The 16,886-nt window shown below is 36.7% G+C and carries 16 protein-coding genes; 12 read left to right on the plus strand and 4 right to left on the minus strand.

Annotated features, from left to right (window positions below; all coding sequences use genetic code 11):
* Nucleotides 1–14: 14 nt before the first annotated feature.
* Together IGL86_RS03285 and IGL86_RS03290 are read right to left on the minus strand one after the other, a co-directional pair.
* A complete protein-coding gene (locus tag IGL86_RS03285; RefSeq protein WP_033625402.1) occupies nt 15–1,190 on the minus strand; it encodes a SulP family inorganic anion transporter in 1,176 nt (391 codons plus the stop codon).
* 93 nt (nt 1,191–1,283) lie between these two features.
* Nucleotides 1,284–2,312: a YeiH family protein gene (locus IGL86_RS03290; RefSeq protein ID WP_002361367.1), complete on the minus strand. Its 1,029-nt coding sequence runs from the start codon at nt 2,310–2,312 to the stop codon at nt 1,284–1,286.
* A gap of 112 nt (nt 2,313–2,424) precedes the next feature.
* On the opposite strand from IGL86_RS03290, the gene IGL86_RS03295 reads away from it, so the two are divergent.
* The 9 genes from IGL86_RS03295 (at nt 2,425) to IGL86_RS03335 (ending at nt 11,454) form a co-directional block, all read left to right on the plus strand.
* Nucleotides 2,425–3,255 carry a LysR family transcriptional regulator gene (locus IGL86_RS03295; protein ID WP_010817110.1) on the plus strand — a complete coding sequence of 277 codons (831 nt, stop codon included), beginning with the start codon at nt 2,425–2,427 and terminating at the stop codon, nt 3,253–3,255.
* A 64-nt stretch (nt 3,256–3,319) separates the two neighbouring features.
* A complete protein-coding gene (locus IGL86_RS03300) occupies nt 3,320–4,192 on the plus strand; it encodes a VOC family protein (RefSeq protein ID WP_002355807.1) in 873 nt (290 codons plus the stop codon).
* 274 nt (nt 4,193–4,466) lie between these two features.
* On the plus strand, nt 4,467–4,691 hold the full coding sequence (locus IGL86_RS03305; RefSeq protein WP_002355808.1) for a hypothetical protein: 225 nt from the start codon (nt 4,467–4,469) through the stop codon (nt 4,689–4,691).
* An 88-nt stretch (nt 4,692–4,779) separates the two neighbouring features.
* Nucleotides 4,780–5,454, plus strand: a complete 675-nt coding sequence (gene sapR, locus IGL86_RS03310) for a two-component system response regulator SapR (RefSeq protein ID WP_002355809.1) — start codon at nt 4,780–4,782, stop codon at nt 5,452–5,454.
* A gap of 13 nt (nt 5,455–5,467) precedes the next feature.
* Nucleotides 5,468–6,493: a two-component system sensor histidine kinase SapS gene (gene sapS, locus IGL86_RS03315; RefSeq protein ID WP_002361370.1), complete on the plus strand. Its 1,026-nt coding sequence runs from the start codon at nt 5,468–5,470 to the stop codon at nt 6,491–6,493.
* 147 nt (nt 6,494–6,640) lie between these two features.
* A complete protein-coding gene (locus tag IGL86_RS03320) occupies nt 6,641–7,504 on the plus strand; it encodes a GRP family sugar transporter (RefSeq protein WP_002355811.1) in 864 nt (287 codons plus the stop codon).
* A gap of 40 nt (nt 7,505–7,544) precedes the next feature.
* Nucleotides 7,545–8,936, plus strand: coding sequence for an amino acid permease (locus IGL86_RS03325; RefSeq protein WP_002361373.1), 1,392 nt, complete (start codon nt 7,545–7,547; stop codon nt 8,934–8,936).
* A gap of 187 nt (nt 8,937–9,123) precedes the next feature.
* Complete coding sequence (gene metG, locus IGL86_RS03330; protein ID WP_002355813.1) at nt 9,124–11,133, plus strand: methionine--tRNA ligase; 2,010 nt, start codon at nt 9,124–9,126, stop codon at nt 11,131–11,133.
* Nucleotides 11,134–11,232: 99 nt separating this feature from the next.
* Nucleotides 11,233–11,454, plus strand: coding sequence for a hypothetical protein (locus IGL86_RS03335; protein WP_002366304.1), 222 nt, complete (start codon nt 11,233–11,235; stop codon nt 11,452–11,454).
* A gap of 58 nt (nt 11,455–11,512) precedes the next feature.
* Here IGL86_RS03335 and IGL86_RS03340 read toward each other — a convergent pair whose 3' ends face one another.
* Nucleotides 11,513–12,118 (minus strand): hypothetical protein, encoded by a 606-nt coding sequence (locus IGL86_RS03340; RefSeq protein ID WP_002383359.1) that lies wholly within the window; start codon nt 12,116–12,118, stop codon nt 11,513–11,515.
* Between the two features lie 120 nt (nt 12,119–12,238).
* Nucleotides 12,239–14,461: a HelD family protein gene (locus IGL86_RS03345; RefSeq protein ID WP_033625403.1), complete on the minus strand. Its 2,223-nt coding sequence runs from the start codon at nt 14,459–14,461 to the stop codon at nt 12,239–12,241.
* Between the two features lie 134 nt (nt 14,462–14,595).
* Between IGL86_RS03345 and IGL86_RS03350 the strand changes: the two genes are divergently transcribed.
* The 3 genes from IGL86_RS03350 to rsmA are packed head-to-tail and all read left to right on the plus strand — an operon-like array spanning nt 14,596 to nt 16,853.
* Entirely contained in the window at nt 14,596–15,366 is a 771-nt protein-coding gene (locus tag IGL86_RS03350) for a TatD family hydrolase (RefSeq protein ID WP_033625404.1), read from the plus strand.
* Nucleotides 15,363–15,947, plus strand: coding sequence for a ribonuclease M5 (gene rnmV, locus IGL86_RS03355; protein ID WP_002383361.1), 585 nt, complete (start codon nt 15,363–15,365; stop codon nt 15,945–15,947). The genes IGL86_RS03350 and rnmV overlap by 4 nt, the downstream gene beginning before the upstream one ends.
* An 18-nt stretch (nt 15,948–15,965) precedes the next feature.
* Nucleotides 15,966–16,853: a 16S rRNA (adenine(1518)-N(6)/adenine(1519)-N(6))-dimethyltransferase RsmA gene (rsmA, locus tag IGL86_RS03360; protein WP_002358849.1), complete on the plus strand. Its 888-nt coding sequence runs from the start codon at nt 15,966–15,968 to the stop codon at nt 16,851–16,853.
* Nucleotides 16,854–16,886 lie beyond the last annotated feature (33 nt).

Consider the following 16,886-nt stretch of genomic DNA (forward strand, 5'->3'; position numbering starts at 1 on the left):
AAAAGTTGCTAAAGCTAGCAACTTTTTTTTGGTTCTTTTTTGAAAAAATGATAAAGAAGACCACTTAAAAGAACACCTAAAATAATTCCAATCGCTAAATTATGCGTATAGACGATCACACTCACTGTCACGAGTAAAATAACAATTTCAGTAATTTCAAAAGTTCGGAAAAGCTGCAAACTTTCCCAATCAAAGGTGTCGACTGCCACCGTCATCATGATCCCAATCAATGCAGCTGTAGGAATGGCTACCATCACGGATTTAAAAACAAAAATGAATAGAAGGAGGGTAATACCTGAAATCAAAGTAGAAAGCCGTTTTCGTCCCCCTGATTTAACATTAATGACCGCTTGCCCAATCATCGCACAGCCAGCTTGGCCACCAAAAAAGCCGGTAATTATATTAGCGAGTCCTTGCGCCTTAACTTCTCGTTGGCTATCACTTTGGCTCGCTGTCATTTTGTCCACAATGGGGATCGTCAATAAAGATTCAATTAACCCGACCATTGCTAAGGCAACAGAGCTAGGTAAAATAATCCGCAACGTTTCTAAGTTGACGGGTACATTAGGCCAACGGATCGCTGGATGAAACTGACTCATTTCACCAAGATCACCTACCGTTTGCAAATGACCTTTTAAAAAATAGGACAGGATAGTCATGAATAAAATAACAATTAAAGCAGGAGGCACAATTGTAATAAACTTAGGTAATAGATAAATAAGTAAGATACTACAGATAATCATGCAGTAGGACCACAGTGTTTGATGAGGCAATTGTTGTACTTGCGCCATGAAAATTAAAATAGCTAACGCATTGACGAATCCGTACATCACTGTCTTGGGAATAAAGCGCATCAATTTGTGGATACCTAAATAACCTAAAATAAATTGCAGAAAGCCTGTTAAAATAGTCGCAGCAAGCATGTATGACAAACCGTGTGCTTGAATTAAGCCTGCAAGGACTAAGGCCATTGAACCAGCAGACGCCGAGACCATTGCCGGACGGCCGCCCGTAAAAGTAATCACAAGTAAAGTAACTGCTGAAGCAAACACTGCAGAAAGCGGGTGAACACCAGCAATAATCGCAAACCCGATTACTTCTGGTAAAATGGCGACAGAAGAAACGAGACCCGCAAATAGATCATTTCGTTCATTGCCTAACCATTCGCTTTTTTTAATACTAAATAACATCGAAAAACTCCTTTAAGTTAATAAAACCTTATTCATAATAGCATGAATAAGCTGAAATAAAAAAGTTTGACGTGTTAACGTCAAACTTTTTTATTAGAACTGTAGCAGTGCCAACAACAAAATGGCTAGGACGACTTGAACAGTTCCTACTGATAAACCATAGATTAAGAAACGTTTGCCTTCTTGGAAAAACTTTTTAAAATCGAGTCGTAACCCGATTGCTGCCAAGGCAGTAATTTCAAACCAAGAACTAAAGAAATGAGCAGTCTCACTGATCACGACGGGGAAATGAATCAAACTATTAAAGACACAGGCAATGAAAAAGCCAACTACATACCAAGGTAGGGCGCTGCTTTTTTTGGTGACTTTTACCAACTCAGCTTCTGATTCTGCCGTCTTACTTTGCTTGAAACGTCCAAATAAATAGACAACTGCTACGAGTAGGACAATCCGCATAATTTTAAAGAGCATCGCAAGTTGAACTGCGTTCTCATTGACCATATTGGCACTGGCGACAACCTGACCAACTGATTGTAAAGTCCCTCCGATTAGTGCGCTACGAGCCAACAAATTGGTACCATAGAGAATCCCACTTAAAATGGGTAAGGTCAACATTAAAACGGTTCCTAATAAGTTTACTAAAGTAATGATTTGGCCTTTTTCTTCCTCATCTGCTTGAATTGCTGGAGCAATCGAAGCAATGGCAGAGGATCCACAAACGGCATTACCACCAGCCATCAATAAAGACATATTATCAGAAAAAGCCAGTTTTTTACCGATCAAATAGGCAAAAATAATGGTCAGCGACATTTGAATGAGAATAAATGCGACACCTTGTAAGCCAATTTGGGCAATCGTTTGAAAGGTCACGGTGGTTCCCAATAAAACAACAGAAAATTCTAGTAATTTACTTTCGGCTACTTTGGTTCCGCGATTTAAATTGGCACCGCGAACAAAGGTATTTCCCAAAAAGATTCCTAGTAAAATAGCTATCGTTGCGGCGCCTAAGCTAGGTAACCAGATGGCAAGAAACTTGCTAAGGCAGGCGACAAGGAAAGCTGTTAGCAAGCCGGGAAGAATTTGGAATAAAGATTGGATATAATCATTTTCTGAATTTTTCATTGAAAAAATCTCTCTTTCTTGTTCATTACTTCCAGTATAACGAAATTTTTTACATTTGAGAAATAAATAGTTAAAATAATATTTATAATAGAAAGTTATCGAAAGGATGCCTATGTTTAAATTATTAAAGACTTTTCAAATTGTGTATGAGCAAATGAACTTTTCCAAAGCAGCTACCTGCCTATATATCTCACAACCAGCCGTTTCTAATCAAATCAAACAATTAGAAGAAGAATTAGGCTGTTCATTGTTTTTAAGAAATGGTCGACAAGATGTAGTCCCTACTAGGCAAGCGGAAGTCTTGTATAATCGTTTGCTAAATTTAGCTGATGATTGGCAAGAAACATTAACAGCTCTTCATCAGGCGAGATTACCTAAAGAAACTTGCCGAATTGCTGCGTCTAATACTTTTGCAGTTTATTATTTGCCGCAACTGATGCAGCATTTACAGACACAGTATGCAACGATCAATTTTGTTTTAGAAATGAACAATTCAGAAGAAGTAGTGGAAAAAGTTGAAAAACATCAAGTTGATTTTGGCTTTATCGAAAAACCATTAATTACGAAAGGCGCCTCTCGTGAAGAAATTATTCAGGATCAATTGGTTTTAGCTGGGGACCCTGCCAATCAGAATTGGTTGGTACGTGAAAAGGATTCTGGGGTCTTTCATTATACCCAACAGTATTTAGAAGAAAGTAATCAAAGCCCAACACTCATGACGGTTAAAAATAATGAAATGATTGTTAAAATGTTGGAATTGGGCATGGGGCAATCGTTGCTTTCAAGAAAGGCGATTACTGAAAAAATCCCCTTCCAAACGTTAGGTGAAAAGTATTGGCGTTCCTTTTATTTTTTGACACGGGGACATTTAAAATCCTCCTTGCTTCAAGAAGTAAAACAAGCAATTTATCGATTCTATCAGAAGGAAATGAATAAATACTAAAACGTTCTCTTTGTTTATTTATCAATCTTTGACTACACTAAAGAAAACGAAGGAGGGAACCACAATGCCTAAATTTTCACCTTGTTTATGGTTTGACACACAAGCGGAAGAAGCTGCTAACTTCTATACAACAATCTTTGAAAAAGGTGCGATTCTAAGTAAAACGAACTACGTTAATGAGGAGCACCAACCTCAAGGAACATCATTAATGACCATTGAATTTACCTTGGCGAACCAAACAATCATTGGTTTAAATGGCGGACCAGAATTTTCCTTTACGCCAGCTAGTTCATTTTTTGTTGAATGTAAAACATTATCACAAACAGAAACGTTGTGGAAAAATTTAACAGCAGATGGACAGATATTGATGCCTTTTGGGGAATATCCTTTTAGTCCTTTATATGGTTGGGTAGTGGACAAATTTGGTGTCTCTTGGCAAGTGTCTTTTTCAGGAAAAGAACAAACAATTGTACCAACCTTTATGTTTGCTAATGAAAAATATGGCGAAGCAGCCAAAGCTCTATCAGAATGGTTGGCGATTTTCGGTCCAGGCGAAATAATTGAAAAAGTTGAATATGAAGATGGGAACATTGCGCAAGCACTTTTCACATTACAGGAGCAACCGTTTCGAGTAATGGATGCACGAGATAAACATGATTTTGATTTTACCATGGCCTTCTCCATTTATATTGATTGTGAAAATCAGGAGGAAATAGATCGGCTATGGCAACAAGTGACTGCTAAAGGGAAAGAATGGCCGTGTGGCTGGATGGAAGATCAATTTGGGGTCAGTTGGCAAACAGGCAATCCTGAACTGAAACGTTATTTATCTGACTCAAATCCAGCTAGAGCAAATGAAGTGACCAAAAAATTGTACCAAATGAAAAAAATAGATTTAAACCAGTTAAAAGAAGTGTATGACAAATATAATCATTAGAAAAACTGAGGTTGTCTGATCCACTACACTTTGGTACGTTGGTATCAATTCCAATACATGGAACATACTAGAGTTGAAGGACTTGTCTTTTAAGGATCAAGACCTTCAACTCTTAAAAAAGGCTCGATTCTTGCGAGTTCCAAAGAAGCCACTTCTATTATGTTGTTTATCTTAAGGGTTGGGACTCTGCCGATTTTTTTATAAGATTATGCTATAATTAAGAGTAGTAAATTATTGAAGGAAAAATGAAAAGTCCAAAATAGGAAGTGGTAAAATGATTGAGTTAATTGTGTTGTTAACAGTTTTTACTTATGGAACGAACTTTGTTTTATATCTTATTTTGAAAAATAAAAAGTCCATGCCAATTGTCGAAAAAGCTTCTATTGTATTAGGAATTAATATGTCTGTGTTATTATTAGATGGTATTTTTGCTTTTGTTGGTAAATTCATCATGTTATCAGAATGGGAATTATTAGCGCCTATTTTTGAAATAGTGTAAAAATCATCATAAAGTCCTATATCCAAAAAGAATGAAGTTTGTTAGGATAAGAAAGATGAAAATTTAGAAATAAAAGAGGTGGGATTGCATGGCTAAAATCATGATTGTCGAAGATGAAACAACCATTCGAGAATTAATTAGCGAGGAATTACAAAAATGGCAATTTGAAACGATTGGAACAACCGATTTTAATGATGTATTGGATGATTTTCAAGAGGAGAATCCTCAATTAGTCTTGATGGATATTAATTTACCTGTGTACGACGGGTACTATTGGTGTCAAAAAATTCGTGAAGTTTCTAAAGTACCAATTATTTTTATTTCGAGTCGTAGTACCAATATGGATATGATTATGGCGATGAACATGGGCGCGGATGATTTTGTTACAAAACCGTTCCAGATAGATGTTTTAATTGCTAAAATCAATGCTTTGTTGCGCCGCTCTTATAACTATTCCGATACGGATAGTGAAGTGCTTTCACATAATGGCATTACTTTAAATGTGGACAATGGACGAATGGAAATCAAAGGCGAAATGATCGATTTAAGTAAAAATGAATACCGATTACTGTATCTTTTAATGAAAAAGCACGGAAAAATTTTAACACGTGAAAAACTATTGCGCGCTTTATGGGACGATGAACGTTTTGTGGATGACAATACGTTGACGGTAAATATCAATCGTTTACGAAAAAAAATTGAGCAAGCAGGGATTGCTGGCTATATTGAAACCAAAGTGGGCGTCGGTTATATGGTGCCCTAGATAGGAGTAGACAATGACCATTCTAAAGTATTTAAAAGATCGCTGGTTATTACTAATTGGTTGGTTATTTTTTCTGTTCTTAACTTGTTTTATTTTATGGTTGGCTCCTAATGTCCGCTTAGATTGGACAGTGGTTGGCTATATCTTTTTACTGCAAAGTGTTTTTTTATCGCTATTTTTAACAATTGATTATTATTTAAAACGTAAGTGGTGGCTTTCGTTGGCAACGGAAAAAGAGCCGCCTTCTTTACAAGAATATTTGAATACAGCAGAAAAAGAAGAAGAACTACTTGTCCAAACGTATATTAACGGTTTATTGCAAGAGCACCAACAAACCATGCAGCAAGCAATTAACAACCAACAGGACCAAAAAGATTACATTGACTCTTGGGTTCATGAAATCAAAGTCCCCCTAGCGGCTATCACGTTACTGGTACAATCTGTCGAAGATGATATTCCAGAGAAAAAATATTATCTATTGGAAAATGAGTTAGGTAAAATTGATGAATATGTCGAGCAAGTCCTATATTATGCTAGACTGGACAGCTTTTCTCGAGATTATTTACTCCAAGAATATTCTTTAAAAGAAATTGTGCAATCTGTTGTTCGTACGCAAGCAAATTATTTTATCCAAAAAAGATTGCAATTCTCAATTGAAGGAGAAGATGAAGCGGTTTTAACCGACCGAAAATGGGTCATTTTTATTTTCCGCCAATTATTAAGTAATGCAGTCAAGTATACGCCAGAAGGCGGCACGATTACGGTTCTAATTTCCAAAAATAAACAAGGTATTTATTTATCTTTAAAAGATTCTGGGATTGGCATTCCGACGCAAGATCAACGACGCATTTTCGATAAAGGATTTACTGGTGAAAACGGGCGAAAAAGCGAACAGCATTCGACTGGTCTTGGTCTGTATTTGGCTCATAGCTTAGCGAAAAAGTTAGGTCATGATTTAACAGTCGAATCGACAGAAGGGCAAGGTACGACGATGACATTGTTTTTCCCTTCCCTCAGTTATTATAATGAAGTGAAATAAAAAGTAGGTCTATCAGCAAATTAAAGATGTGATAGGCCTTTTTTTATTTATTAAAACTTTCTTGCTAACTTCTCTTACTCTTCTTAGTTGTTTAGAAAACGTTTTTATTGTTAGAATGAAATGAAATAAATTTGTTAGGAGAATATTATGAGTTTACTTATCGCTTTAGTGCCCATGATTGCGTGGGGCAGTATTGGTTTAGTCAGCGGTAAAATTGGTGGAAGCGCCAATCAACAAACGTTAGGTATGACAATCGGCGCATTACTATTTTCAATTGTTGTCTTTTTTGTCATCCAGCCTACGTTGACGACAGCCACATTAATTGTTGGATTTATATCTGGTTTATTCTGGAGTTTGGGACAGAATCAACAATTTCATAGCATGAAATATATGGGCGTTTCAGTTGGCTTACCAATTTCAACTGGGATGCAGTTAGTTGTTAATACCGTTGCAGGGGCTGTTTTTTTCCATGAATGGACAAAAACAAAAGACTTTGTTGTGGGCTTTATCGCTTTAGCATTTTTAGTTTTTGGGGTGTATTTAACAGCTCGACAAGATGATGATAGTCAACCGAAAACCTCAAACAGTATGTTAGATTTTAATAAAGGGATTCGGGCCTTGATTTTCTCAACAGTTGGGTATGGTGTCTATACCATCATTATTAATGCCACTGGTTTAGATCCGTGGGGAATTATTTTGCCACAAAGTATTGGTATGTTAGTGGGGGCTAGTTTCTTTGCCTTCAAAAAAGTCAAAGTTGATCGTTTTGTTTGGATGAATATGACGACGGGTCTGCTTTGGGGCTTAGGAAATATTTGTATGTTATTAACCATGCGTGAAATTGGCTTAGCTATTAGCTTCTCTTTATCACAAATGGGGATTATTATTTCGACTCTTGGGGGCATCTTCCTTTTAGGCGAAAGAAAATCAAAAAAAGAAATGTTTTATGTTATTTTTGGTTGCATTTTTGTTATTCTAGGTGGTATTCTTTTAGGGTATATGAAAGCGTAAATAGTTTATTTACGCTTATTTTTTTTACGGGGGTAAACACATGTCTATTTTCAGAAAAAAAGAAATCACTGTGCCTGTCAATGACAGTGGTGGGATGAAAAAAAATCTTAAGACGATGGACTTAATTTTTCTAGGAATTGGGGCTGTAGTAGGAACAGGGATTTTTGTTGTGACAGGTGTCGCAGCGGAACGTTATGCAGGTCCAGGGCTCGTCTTATCATTTCTGGTAGCAGCAGCCGCGATTATTTTATCTGGTTTATGCTATGCAGAATTTGCATCACGTATTCCAGTCATTGGCGGGCCGTATGCCTACATGTATGTGGTCTTTGGAGAAATTGTGGCTTGGATGACTGGTTGGATGATTATTTGTGAGTTTTTCTTGGCGGTTTCATCCGTTGCTTCAGGTTGGTCAGGCTATGTTCATGGCTTTTTGGATAGCTTAGGTTTTTCTTTACCGCAAGCGTTAAGTGGCGCTTATAATCCAACAAATGGTACATATATTGATTTGATTGCCATGTTGGTCGTTGTAGCCGTAACTTTTTGGGTATCTTTAGAAGCGAAAACAGCGTTACGTTTAAATAACTTAATGGTTTTCGTGAAGTTTGGAATTATTTTATTATTTGTTCTCGTGGGAATCTTTTATGTGAAACCAACGAACTGGCAACCATTTATTCCTTATGGTTTTTCAGGCGTTTTCAGTGGTGCTGCTTTAGTTTTCTTTGCCTTTCTAGGGTTTGATGCGGTCAGCATGGCCGCGGAGGAAGTGAAGAATCCGAAAAAAGATATTCCAAAAGGGATTATTGGTTCCATTATTATTTCAACATTGTTATATATTGTTGTTACGTTAGTTTTAACTGGAATTGTTCCATTTACGGATTTAGGGGTCAAGGATCCGGTGGCTTTTGCGATGCGTTTCATTAATCATGGCGCAATTGCGACAATCATTTCAGTTGGTGCTATTTTAACCTTATTAACAGTGACGATTGCGATGATGTACAGTTTAGCCCGTGTGATTTATGCGATTAGTAAAGATGGATTATTGCCGCAGTTTATGAGCAAAATTGATGAGAAGCGGCACACACCTAAGAATGCAACCTATGTAGCTGGATTTTTAGCAATGGTTTTTGCTGGTGTTGTTCCAATGGAGATGTTGGCTGAACTTACAAATATCGTGACACTCTTTTATCTGATGTTTCTCGCTTTAGGAATTATCAAATTACGGACAATGAAAGGAGAACCGCAAGCAGGTGAATTTAAAGTGCCGCTTGTGCCGGTTCTACCATTAATTTCAATCGTGGTTTGCGCGGCTCTAATGTTCCAATTGTCTTTAGCTACTTGGCAAGTATTTGGCGTAGCCGTAGTGATTGGTTTGGCTATTTATTTCTTTTATGGACGACACCATAGTATCGTTCGTTTCGAGACAAAAGAATAAAAATGAACGAAAAAAGAGAGGAATACTTGTCAAATAGACAGGTGTTTCTCTCTTTTCTTTCTGGCATTTTCTTCATTTTCAAGAGAAAACCGACAAGAAATATAGTTTAATAATGTCTAATTATGGTATACTGTTTAGGAGTAAATCCTGAGGGTTTAGGAAAATGACTAAAGGAGGTTTTTTCTGTATGTCACAGAAAGAAACATTTTATATTACCACCCCAATTTATTACCCAAGTGGGAAGTTACATATTGGGAATTCATATACAACAATCGCCTGCGATGCAATGGCCCGTTACAAGCGTTTAATGGGTTTTGATGTATTTTATTTAACAGGTGTGGATGAACATGGCCAAAAAATTGAAAAAAAAGCTGCTGAGTTGAATGTGACACCAAAAGAGTACGTTGATAAAATGGCAGCAGATGTTCAAAAATTATGGAAAACATTAGATATCAGCTATGATAAATTTATTCGGACAACGGATGATTATCACATGGCAGCCGTGCAACAAATTTTTGATCGTTTAGTAGAACAAGGAGATATCTACCTTGGAGAGTATGAAGGTTGGTATTCAGTTTCTGATGAAGAATTTTTCACTGAAACACAATTAGCTGAAGTATATCGTGACGATGAAGGCAATGTCATTGGTGGGAAAGCACCAAGTGGTCACGAAGTCGAATTAGTTAAAGAAGAATCCTATTTCTTCCGCATGAGTAAATATGCGGATCGCTTGGTACAATATTACGAAGAACATCCAGAATTTATTCAACCAGAATCTCGTAAAAATGAGATGCTAAATAACTTCATCAAACCAGGATTAGAAGATTTAGCCGTTTCAAGAACGACTTTCTCTTGGGGAATTCCATTAAAAAATGATCCAAAACATGTGGTTTACGTATGGATTGATGCGTTATCAAACTATATTACAGCACTAGGTTATGGCTCAGAAGATGATTCATTATTCCAAAAATATTGGCCTGCGAACGTGCAAATGGTTGGGAAAGAAATCGTGCGTTTCCATACGATTTATTGGCCAATTATGTTAATGGCCTTGGATTTACCATTACCGAAAAAAGTCTTTGGACATGGTTGGTTATTGATGAAAGACGGAAAAATGTCTAAATCTAAAGGAAATGTTGTTTACCCTGAAATGTTAGTAGAACGCTACGGTCTAGATGCGTTACGTTACTATTTATTACGAGCAATTCCATTTGGTAGTGACGGCGTCTTTACACCAGAAGATTTCGTTTCTCGCTTAAATTATGATTTAGCTAATGACTTAGGAAACTTGTTGAATCGAACAATTGCGATGATTAATAAATATTGTGATGGCAAAGTACCAGCCTATGCTTCAAAAGTTACCCCGTTTGATAGTGAACTATCGACAACTGCGGCGAATGTTATTGGAAAATATCATGAAGCAATGGAAAAAATGGAATTTAATACGGCCATTGCAGAAATCTGGACGCTAGTTTCTCGTGCCAATAAATATATTGATGAAACAGCGCCTTGGGTATTGGCTAAAGAAGAAGAAAAACGCAACGAATTAGAAAGTGTCATGATCCATTTAGCGGAAAGCTTACGAATTGTGGCAATCTTATTGCAACCAGTCATGACAGAAACACCAGGGAAAATTTTCGAACAATTAGGCTTAGATCCAGAAACAATGAACATGGAAAATATTCATTTTGGTGAGTTCCCAACAGACGTAACAGTAACAAGTAAAGGAACACCTATTTTCCCACGTTTAGAAATTGAAACAGAAGTAACGTATATTCAAAAGAAAATGTCCCAAAGCGAAAGTGCTACAGAAGAGGATATTAAATGGAATCCAGAAGAAACAACGTTAGTTTCAACGAAAGAAAAACAAATTAAGTACGATGATTTCGATAAAGTGGAATTAAAAGTTGCCGAAGTTATTGACTGTAAAAAAGTCAAAGGAGCAGATAAATTATTGCAATTCCGTTTAGATGCTGGAGATGAAAACCATCGTCAAATTCTTTCAGGTATTGCTGAATTTTATCCAGATCCAGCTGCGCTAATTGGCAAAAAAGTAGTCATTGTGGCTAACTTAAAACCAAGAAAAATGCGTGGTCAAATTAGCCAAGGAATGATTCTTTCAGCTGAATCACCAGAAGGTAAACTTCAAATTGTTGAAGCACCAAAAGAAATGCCAAATGGTGCAGGAATCGCATAAAAGCATAAGTAGTAAAGATAAAAGGTGAATTGTAACCTTTTATCTTTACTACTTTTTTTGTATACTAGAAGAAAAGTGATTTGATGTGGGGGAAGTTTGATGGCTTATCATACTTATGAATTTTTAAAAAGACGTAAAAATGATCCAAAATGGAGAAAGGCCTATACATCTGCTAGGAATAAACGTATTATTGGTGCTTTAGTTACGATAAATATAATTATTTGGGGCTTTGTTTTGTGGAAAAAAATAGAAAGTGGCGATATAGAAGTAAATAATATTATCGACGTCCTAAAATCGAAAATCAACGAATTTTTAAATTAAAAGAATCGAAGAAAAGCCTAGAAAAAATCATTTGCGATTTTTCCTAGGCTTTTCTATTTTAGAGTTTCACTTTTTTAGGTATTCGTTTTTTACCAAAACGGCCTTTCGTTAGGCGACTTGGTAAAATGATCAGTAAGAGTGAAAAAGGGACACTGATAATTTGCCACGTGAGTAAGCGGCCTAAGCTATTATTTTTATAGAGCCACTCTAATATAAAATGCAGCCCTAAAATACTTAACAAAGCCAAGCCTGTCAGGAAATAAGGCGTTGATACCCAGTCGGTCGTTTTCAAGAGACTAAAACCTAAAGGAATTAGATAAAAGTAAGCACTTGTTAAAGTAATACGCCAACTTTTCATAACGGTGCCTAAATTAATTATAAAAAAAAGTAAAGATAGGACTAAAGCAAAAGGTGGAAACAAAGCCACTAACGCCGAATAGATGGTTCCCCAGACGAGCATTAAGGGACCTTTAACAATAGCGGCAATAAGTGTAAACAAGCCAATTAGGAGTAACTGCTGTGTCAGTGAGCCAAAGGTTAGCAAGCCAAATAAAATAAGCAGTAGCCAGTGCCAAATGGTTTGGTTTTGTTGTTTTCGCTCAATAGTTACATTTTTTTGGATAGAGGTTTTTAAAAAATTTTCTAAATCAGGTGATTGTTTCACCTTATCACGCTCCTCTCAACTTAAGAGACAACAAACGAGTAGGTCTGCTAATTAAAAAGCAGTACCTACTCGTCTATTATAAGTGGTTTTTCTAAAAATAAAATCCGCCTTAAGTCTCAGTTACTGGGCTGCCAAGTAAAGTGTAAACCATTCAGAAAGTGTGCCGGTATAAGGTAAAACGACCCGTTTCATTCCACGAGAAATAGCAGTATACAGGATTTTTTTATCTCGTTTATTGTCGGAATAACGATTAACATTTGGGTTATGAAGAATTACATTATCAAATTCTAGACCTTTTGCCATATCAATTGATAAAACTTGCAGTGACGGATGTTCTTCCAATGAAAGAGAAGCACTAAGTTCTTTTGTTAATTGTTCTTTTTCTGCAAAAGTTTTAGTAATAATGGCGGTGCTTTCTTTCGGATCAAAAGTTGCAATGGAAGTGACGATTGCTTTAAGATAGTCAGACGCAGAGTCACAAGGAATAAATGTCGGCTTTTCTCCATCATGCCGGATGGGCACAATGGTTAATTGCTCTGGTTGAGTGCCTAATGTTTGGAAGAGTCGTGTAATTTCTTTACTTGAACGATAGCTGTTTAATAATTGATAGGTTCCAACAGAACGGCTGGTTTCGTTAACCAATAAATCATGGGCTTCAGAAAATTCAATGGCTGTATTAAAAATGGCTTGATTTTCATCACCAGCTAAAGTAAAACTAGCTTTAGGGAAAAGTGTCAGCAGTAATAATAATTGGGCTTCTGTATAATCTTGGACTTCATCGACTAGGATAAAAGCCATTTGCTGGTTGGCGAGGTTTTCAATAAATGCATGTTTCACCAAAATAAGGGCCACAATTTCATCGGCTGTGAAAACAGCTGTCTCTTTTTGATACGATTTTTCAGTGAATAAAGAATAAAACGTTTCAAAAAAGGCCCATTGATCTAGCCAAGCATCATTTTTAATAGCGGCAGTGATAGAGCGATATTTTTTCTTCAAACGTTTTAAAGCAAAATCAGCCAGATGTTTTTCATTATCTTCGGTAATCACTGTGCCAAAATAACGAATTTGTTCAGCTTCTGTTAAATCTTGGAATTGATCCAACATTTTTTTAGAATGGGCTTGTTTTAATAAGTACCGTGTCCAAAGACTGGTTAATTTTTCTTTTGTGGCTGAAATTCGTTGGCGAATACTCAAATCAGCTGGTGTTTCTTGATAAAGTTTAAAAATTGTTTCTGAAGTAAATAAGGTCTGCTTTTTAAAAGTTAAAGGACGGAAAAAATGTGGCTGCACAACCGCTTTTTCAGGATTGCTTAAAAGAAACGTTGCAAATTCTTTTGAACGAATAACGTGCTCTTGCTCCGTTGCCTCAGAGCGAGTAATGCGTTCGAAATAGTCCGTTTCTTCTTCCATTGGCCATGCTTCTTTGGTAGTGAAGCGCAAAAATTGTAAAAGAGTCAAATTCAAGGGATTTCGTTCGCCTAAATTCGGTAAAACTTGAGAAATATAATCAATAAATGTTGAATTTGGTGAAAGTAATAAAATATTATCCGCTGTAATTTCTGCTCGATGTTGATAAAGTAAATAAGCAATCCGTTGCATAATCGCAGACGTTTTCCCACTACCAGCAATCCCGTTGACTAGTAGGAGTGGCTGCGTTTCGTCACGAATTATTTGATTTTGTTCTTGTTGAATGGTTGTCGTAATGTCCTTCATATAAGGAGAAGCATCTTCTTCTAAAGAATGCAATAACACATCATCTTGAATCGCAATGGTTGTGTCAAAATAGTTGATTAATTGATCTTTTTCAATAATTAACTGTCTTTTCAAATCAAGTTGTACTGGAATGGTTTGTTGATGTGCCATGTAGGCTGTTTTTCCTAAAACATTGTCATAAAATAACGAAGCAATCGGTGAGCGCCAATCGTGAATGCGCGTTTCTTCTTCTAAAGAAGTAAAATCGTTTACGCCGATATAAAAGTTTTCTGGCTCTTCAGGGCTGTCTTCAAAAGTCACGCCAATTTTACCAAAATAAGGAACTTGTAATAGGCGTTTCACTTTGTCTAAATTTTTAGCCGTTGCTTCATTTTTTAAGTTCCACTGATCAATTTCACGGTTCTTCATTTCCAACATGGCAAACGTTTCTAGATTATCGGCATAACTATCAAAATTCAGCTTAGAATCGCGACCAAATTCCTCTAGCATATGTTTGCCATCTTTCATTGTGTTCGCCAATTGCTCTTCGTAAACTTTTTTAGCCGCTTGCAGCTCATGATAAACCATTGTTAAATGCTGTTGTTCATAAATTTTTTCATCGGTCATGGAGATTCCTCCTTTTAATAACATGACTGAATAGTATACGTTACTTTTAGCATAAATGCAAGCGCTGTTTATGAGGAAATGGCGAATCTTGTCGCCTAGTCATTCAGATTTTTCAAGAAATATGATAAAGTAGAGAGGAGATAAAGGAGGCAATCATAATGATTTTTGATACACATACACATTTGAATGCAGAACAATTTAATGATGATATTCCAGAAACGATTGCACATGCCCAAGAATTGGGTGTTACAGAGATGGCCGTGGTCGGTTTTGATGAACCAACGATTGAAAAATCTCTTTCACTTAGTCAGGAATATGCCAATATTTATAGTATCATTGGTTGGCATCCAACAGAAGCGGGTAGCTATACGCCAGAGGTTGAACGACGATTACAAGAACAATTAACGTTGCCAAAAATTGTCGCATTAGGTGAAATCGGTCTTGATTATTACTGGATGGAGGATCCTAAAGAGGTGCAAGAAAAAGTCTTTCGCCGTCAAATTGCGATTGCTCGGGAAATGAATTTACCGTTTAGTGTGCATACGAGAGAGGCATTAGAAGATACCTATCGAATTTTAAAAGATGAAAAAATTTCAGATATTGGTGGAATCATGCATAGTTTCAGTGGCGATGCTGAGTGGATGAAGAAATTTTTAGATTTAGGTTTGCATATTTCTTTTAGTGGAGTCGTAACGTTTAAAAAGGCATTGGATGTTCAAGAAGCGGCGATGGCGGTACCACTCGAAAGAATGTTGGTGGAAACAGATGCACCCTATTTAGCCCCTGTTCCTTATCGTGGTAAACGGAATGAACCAGGCTATACACGATACGTAGTGGAAAAAATTGCTGAATTGCGTCAACTAACCTTTGAAGAAGTGGCAGAACAAACGAGAGTCAACGCTCATCGCTTGTTTCGGATAGATAAATGAAGGAAAAAATGAAAGTTGCAGAAATCATTGTCGTTGAAGGAAAAGACGACACACGCCGCATTCAAGAGGTAGTTACAGCAGATACGATTGAAACGATTGGCTCTGCTATCAATGATGAAATTTTGACACAAATTGAACACGCACAAGAAACGAGAGGCGTGATTATTTTTACAGATCCAGACTATTCGGGCGAAAAAATTCGTAAAACAATAATGGAAGTCGTTCCTGATGCAAAGCATGCTTTTTTATCAAGAAAAGTTGCAGTGCCTAAAAAAAATGGCGGTAGCCTAGGGGTTGAACATGCTAGTGATGAAGCAATTATTGAAGCCTTAAAAAAAGTCGTAACACCTGTTCAAGCTGATGAAGACTATCAAGAAATTCCTAGACAAACACTAGTTGAATATGGTTTAATAGCGGGAGCAAATGCCAAAAAATACCGTGAATTATTAGGAGATGACCTAAGAATTGGCTATACAAATAGCAAACAGTTAGTCAAACGGTTAAGCATGTTTCGGATTACAGAAGCAGAATTGAAAGAAAGCATGACACGTATTTTAAAAGAACTTGCAAACGAAGAATAACTACATGGAGGAACAAGCGTGACGGACTATAAAGAAATTGCCACACCATCCAGAACCAAAGAAATACTAAAAAAGCATGGATTTTCATTTAAAAAGAGTTTAGGTCAAAATTTTTTGACAGAGCCTAATATTTTAAGAAAAATTGTAGAAACAGCGGGAATTAATCAGCAGACAAATGTTGTCGAAGTCGGGCCTGGAATTGGTGCATTAACAGAGCAATTAGCGATGAACGCGGCACAAGTTGTGGCTTTTGAGATTGATGATCGCTTGATTCCTGTCTTAGCGGATACCTTAAGTCGCTATGATAATGTGACAGTGGTTCATCAGGATGTTTTAAAAGCTGATTTGGTCGAGACAACCAACCAAGTTTTTCAAGAGAAGTATCCGATTAAAGTGGTAGCTAACCTACCTTACTATATTACTACGCCAATTATGATGCATTTTTTAGAATCTTCTTTAGATGTAGCCGAAATGGTTGTGATGATGCAAAAAGAGGTCGCTGATCGAATTGCTGCTAAACCAGGAACGAAAGCTTATGGCTCATTATCAATTGCTGTCCAATATTTTATGGAAGCAAGTGTCGCCTTTATTGTGCCAAAAACAGTTTTTGTGCCGCAACCCAATGTTGACTCGGCGATTATTAAATTGACGCGCCGTGCTACACCAGCGGTGACAGTGACCAATGAAAAAGAATTTTTCAAATTAACCAAAGCCAGTTTCCAATTAAGACGCAAAACATTGTGGAATAACTTAACGCATTTTTATGGGAAAGATGAACAAACGGTAGCTTGGCTAAAAGAGAGCCTAGCTGAAGCAGAAATTGATCCTTCTAGACGTGGTGAAACATTGTCTTTAGAAGAATTCGCTCGTCTAAGTAATGCTTTAGAAAAAAATAAACCAGTATAAAAAAGAACTTTCTGTTATTTATGAGAAATAACA

Source organism: Enterococcus sp. DIV0774 (assembly GCF_050539095.1).
In the GTDB taxonomy this organism is placed as follows: Bacteria; Bacillota; Bacilli; order Lactobacillales; family Enterococcaceae; genus Enterococcus; species Enterococcus faecalis.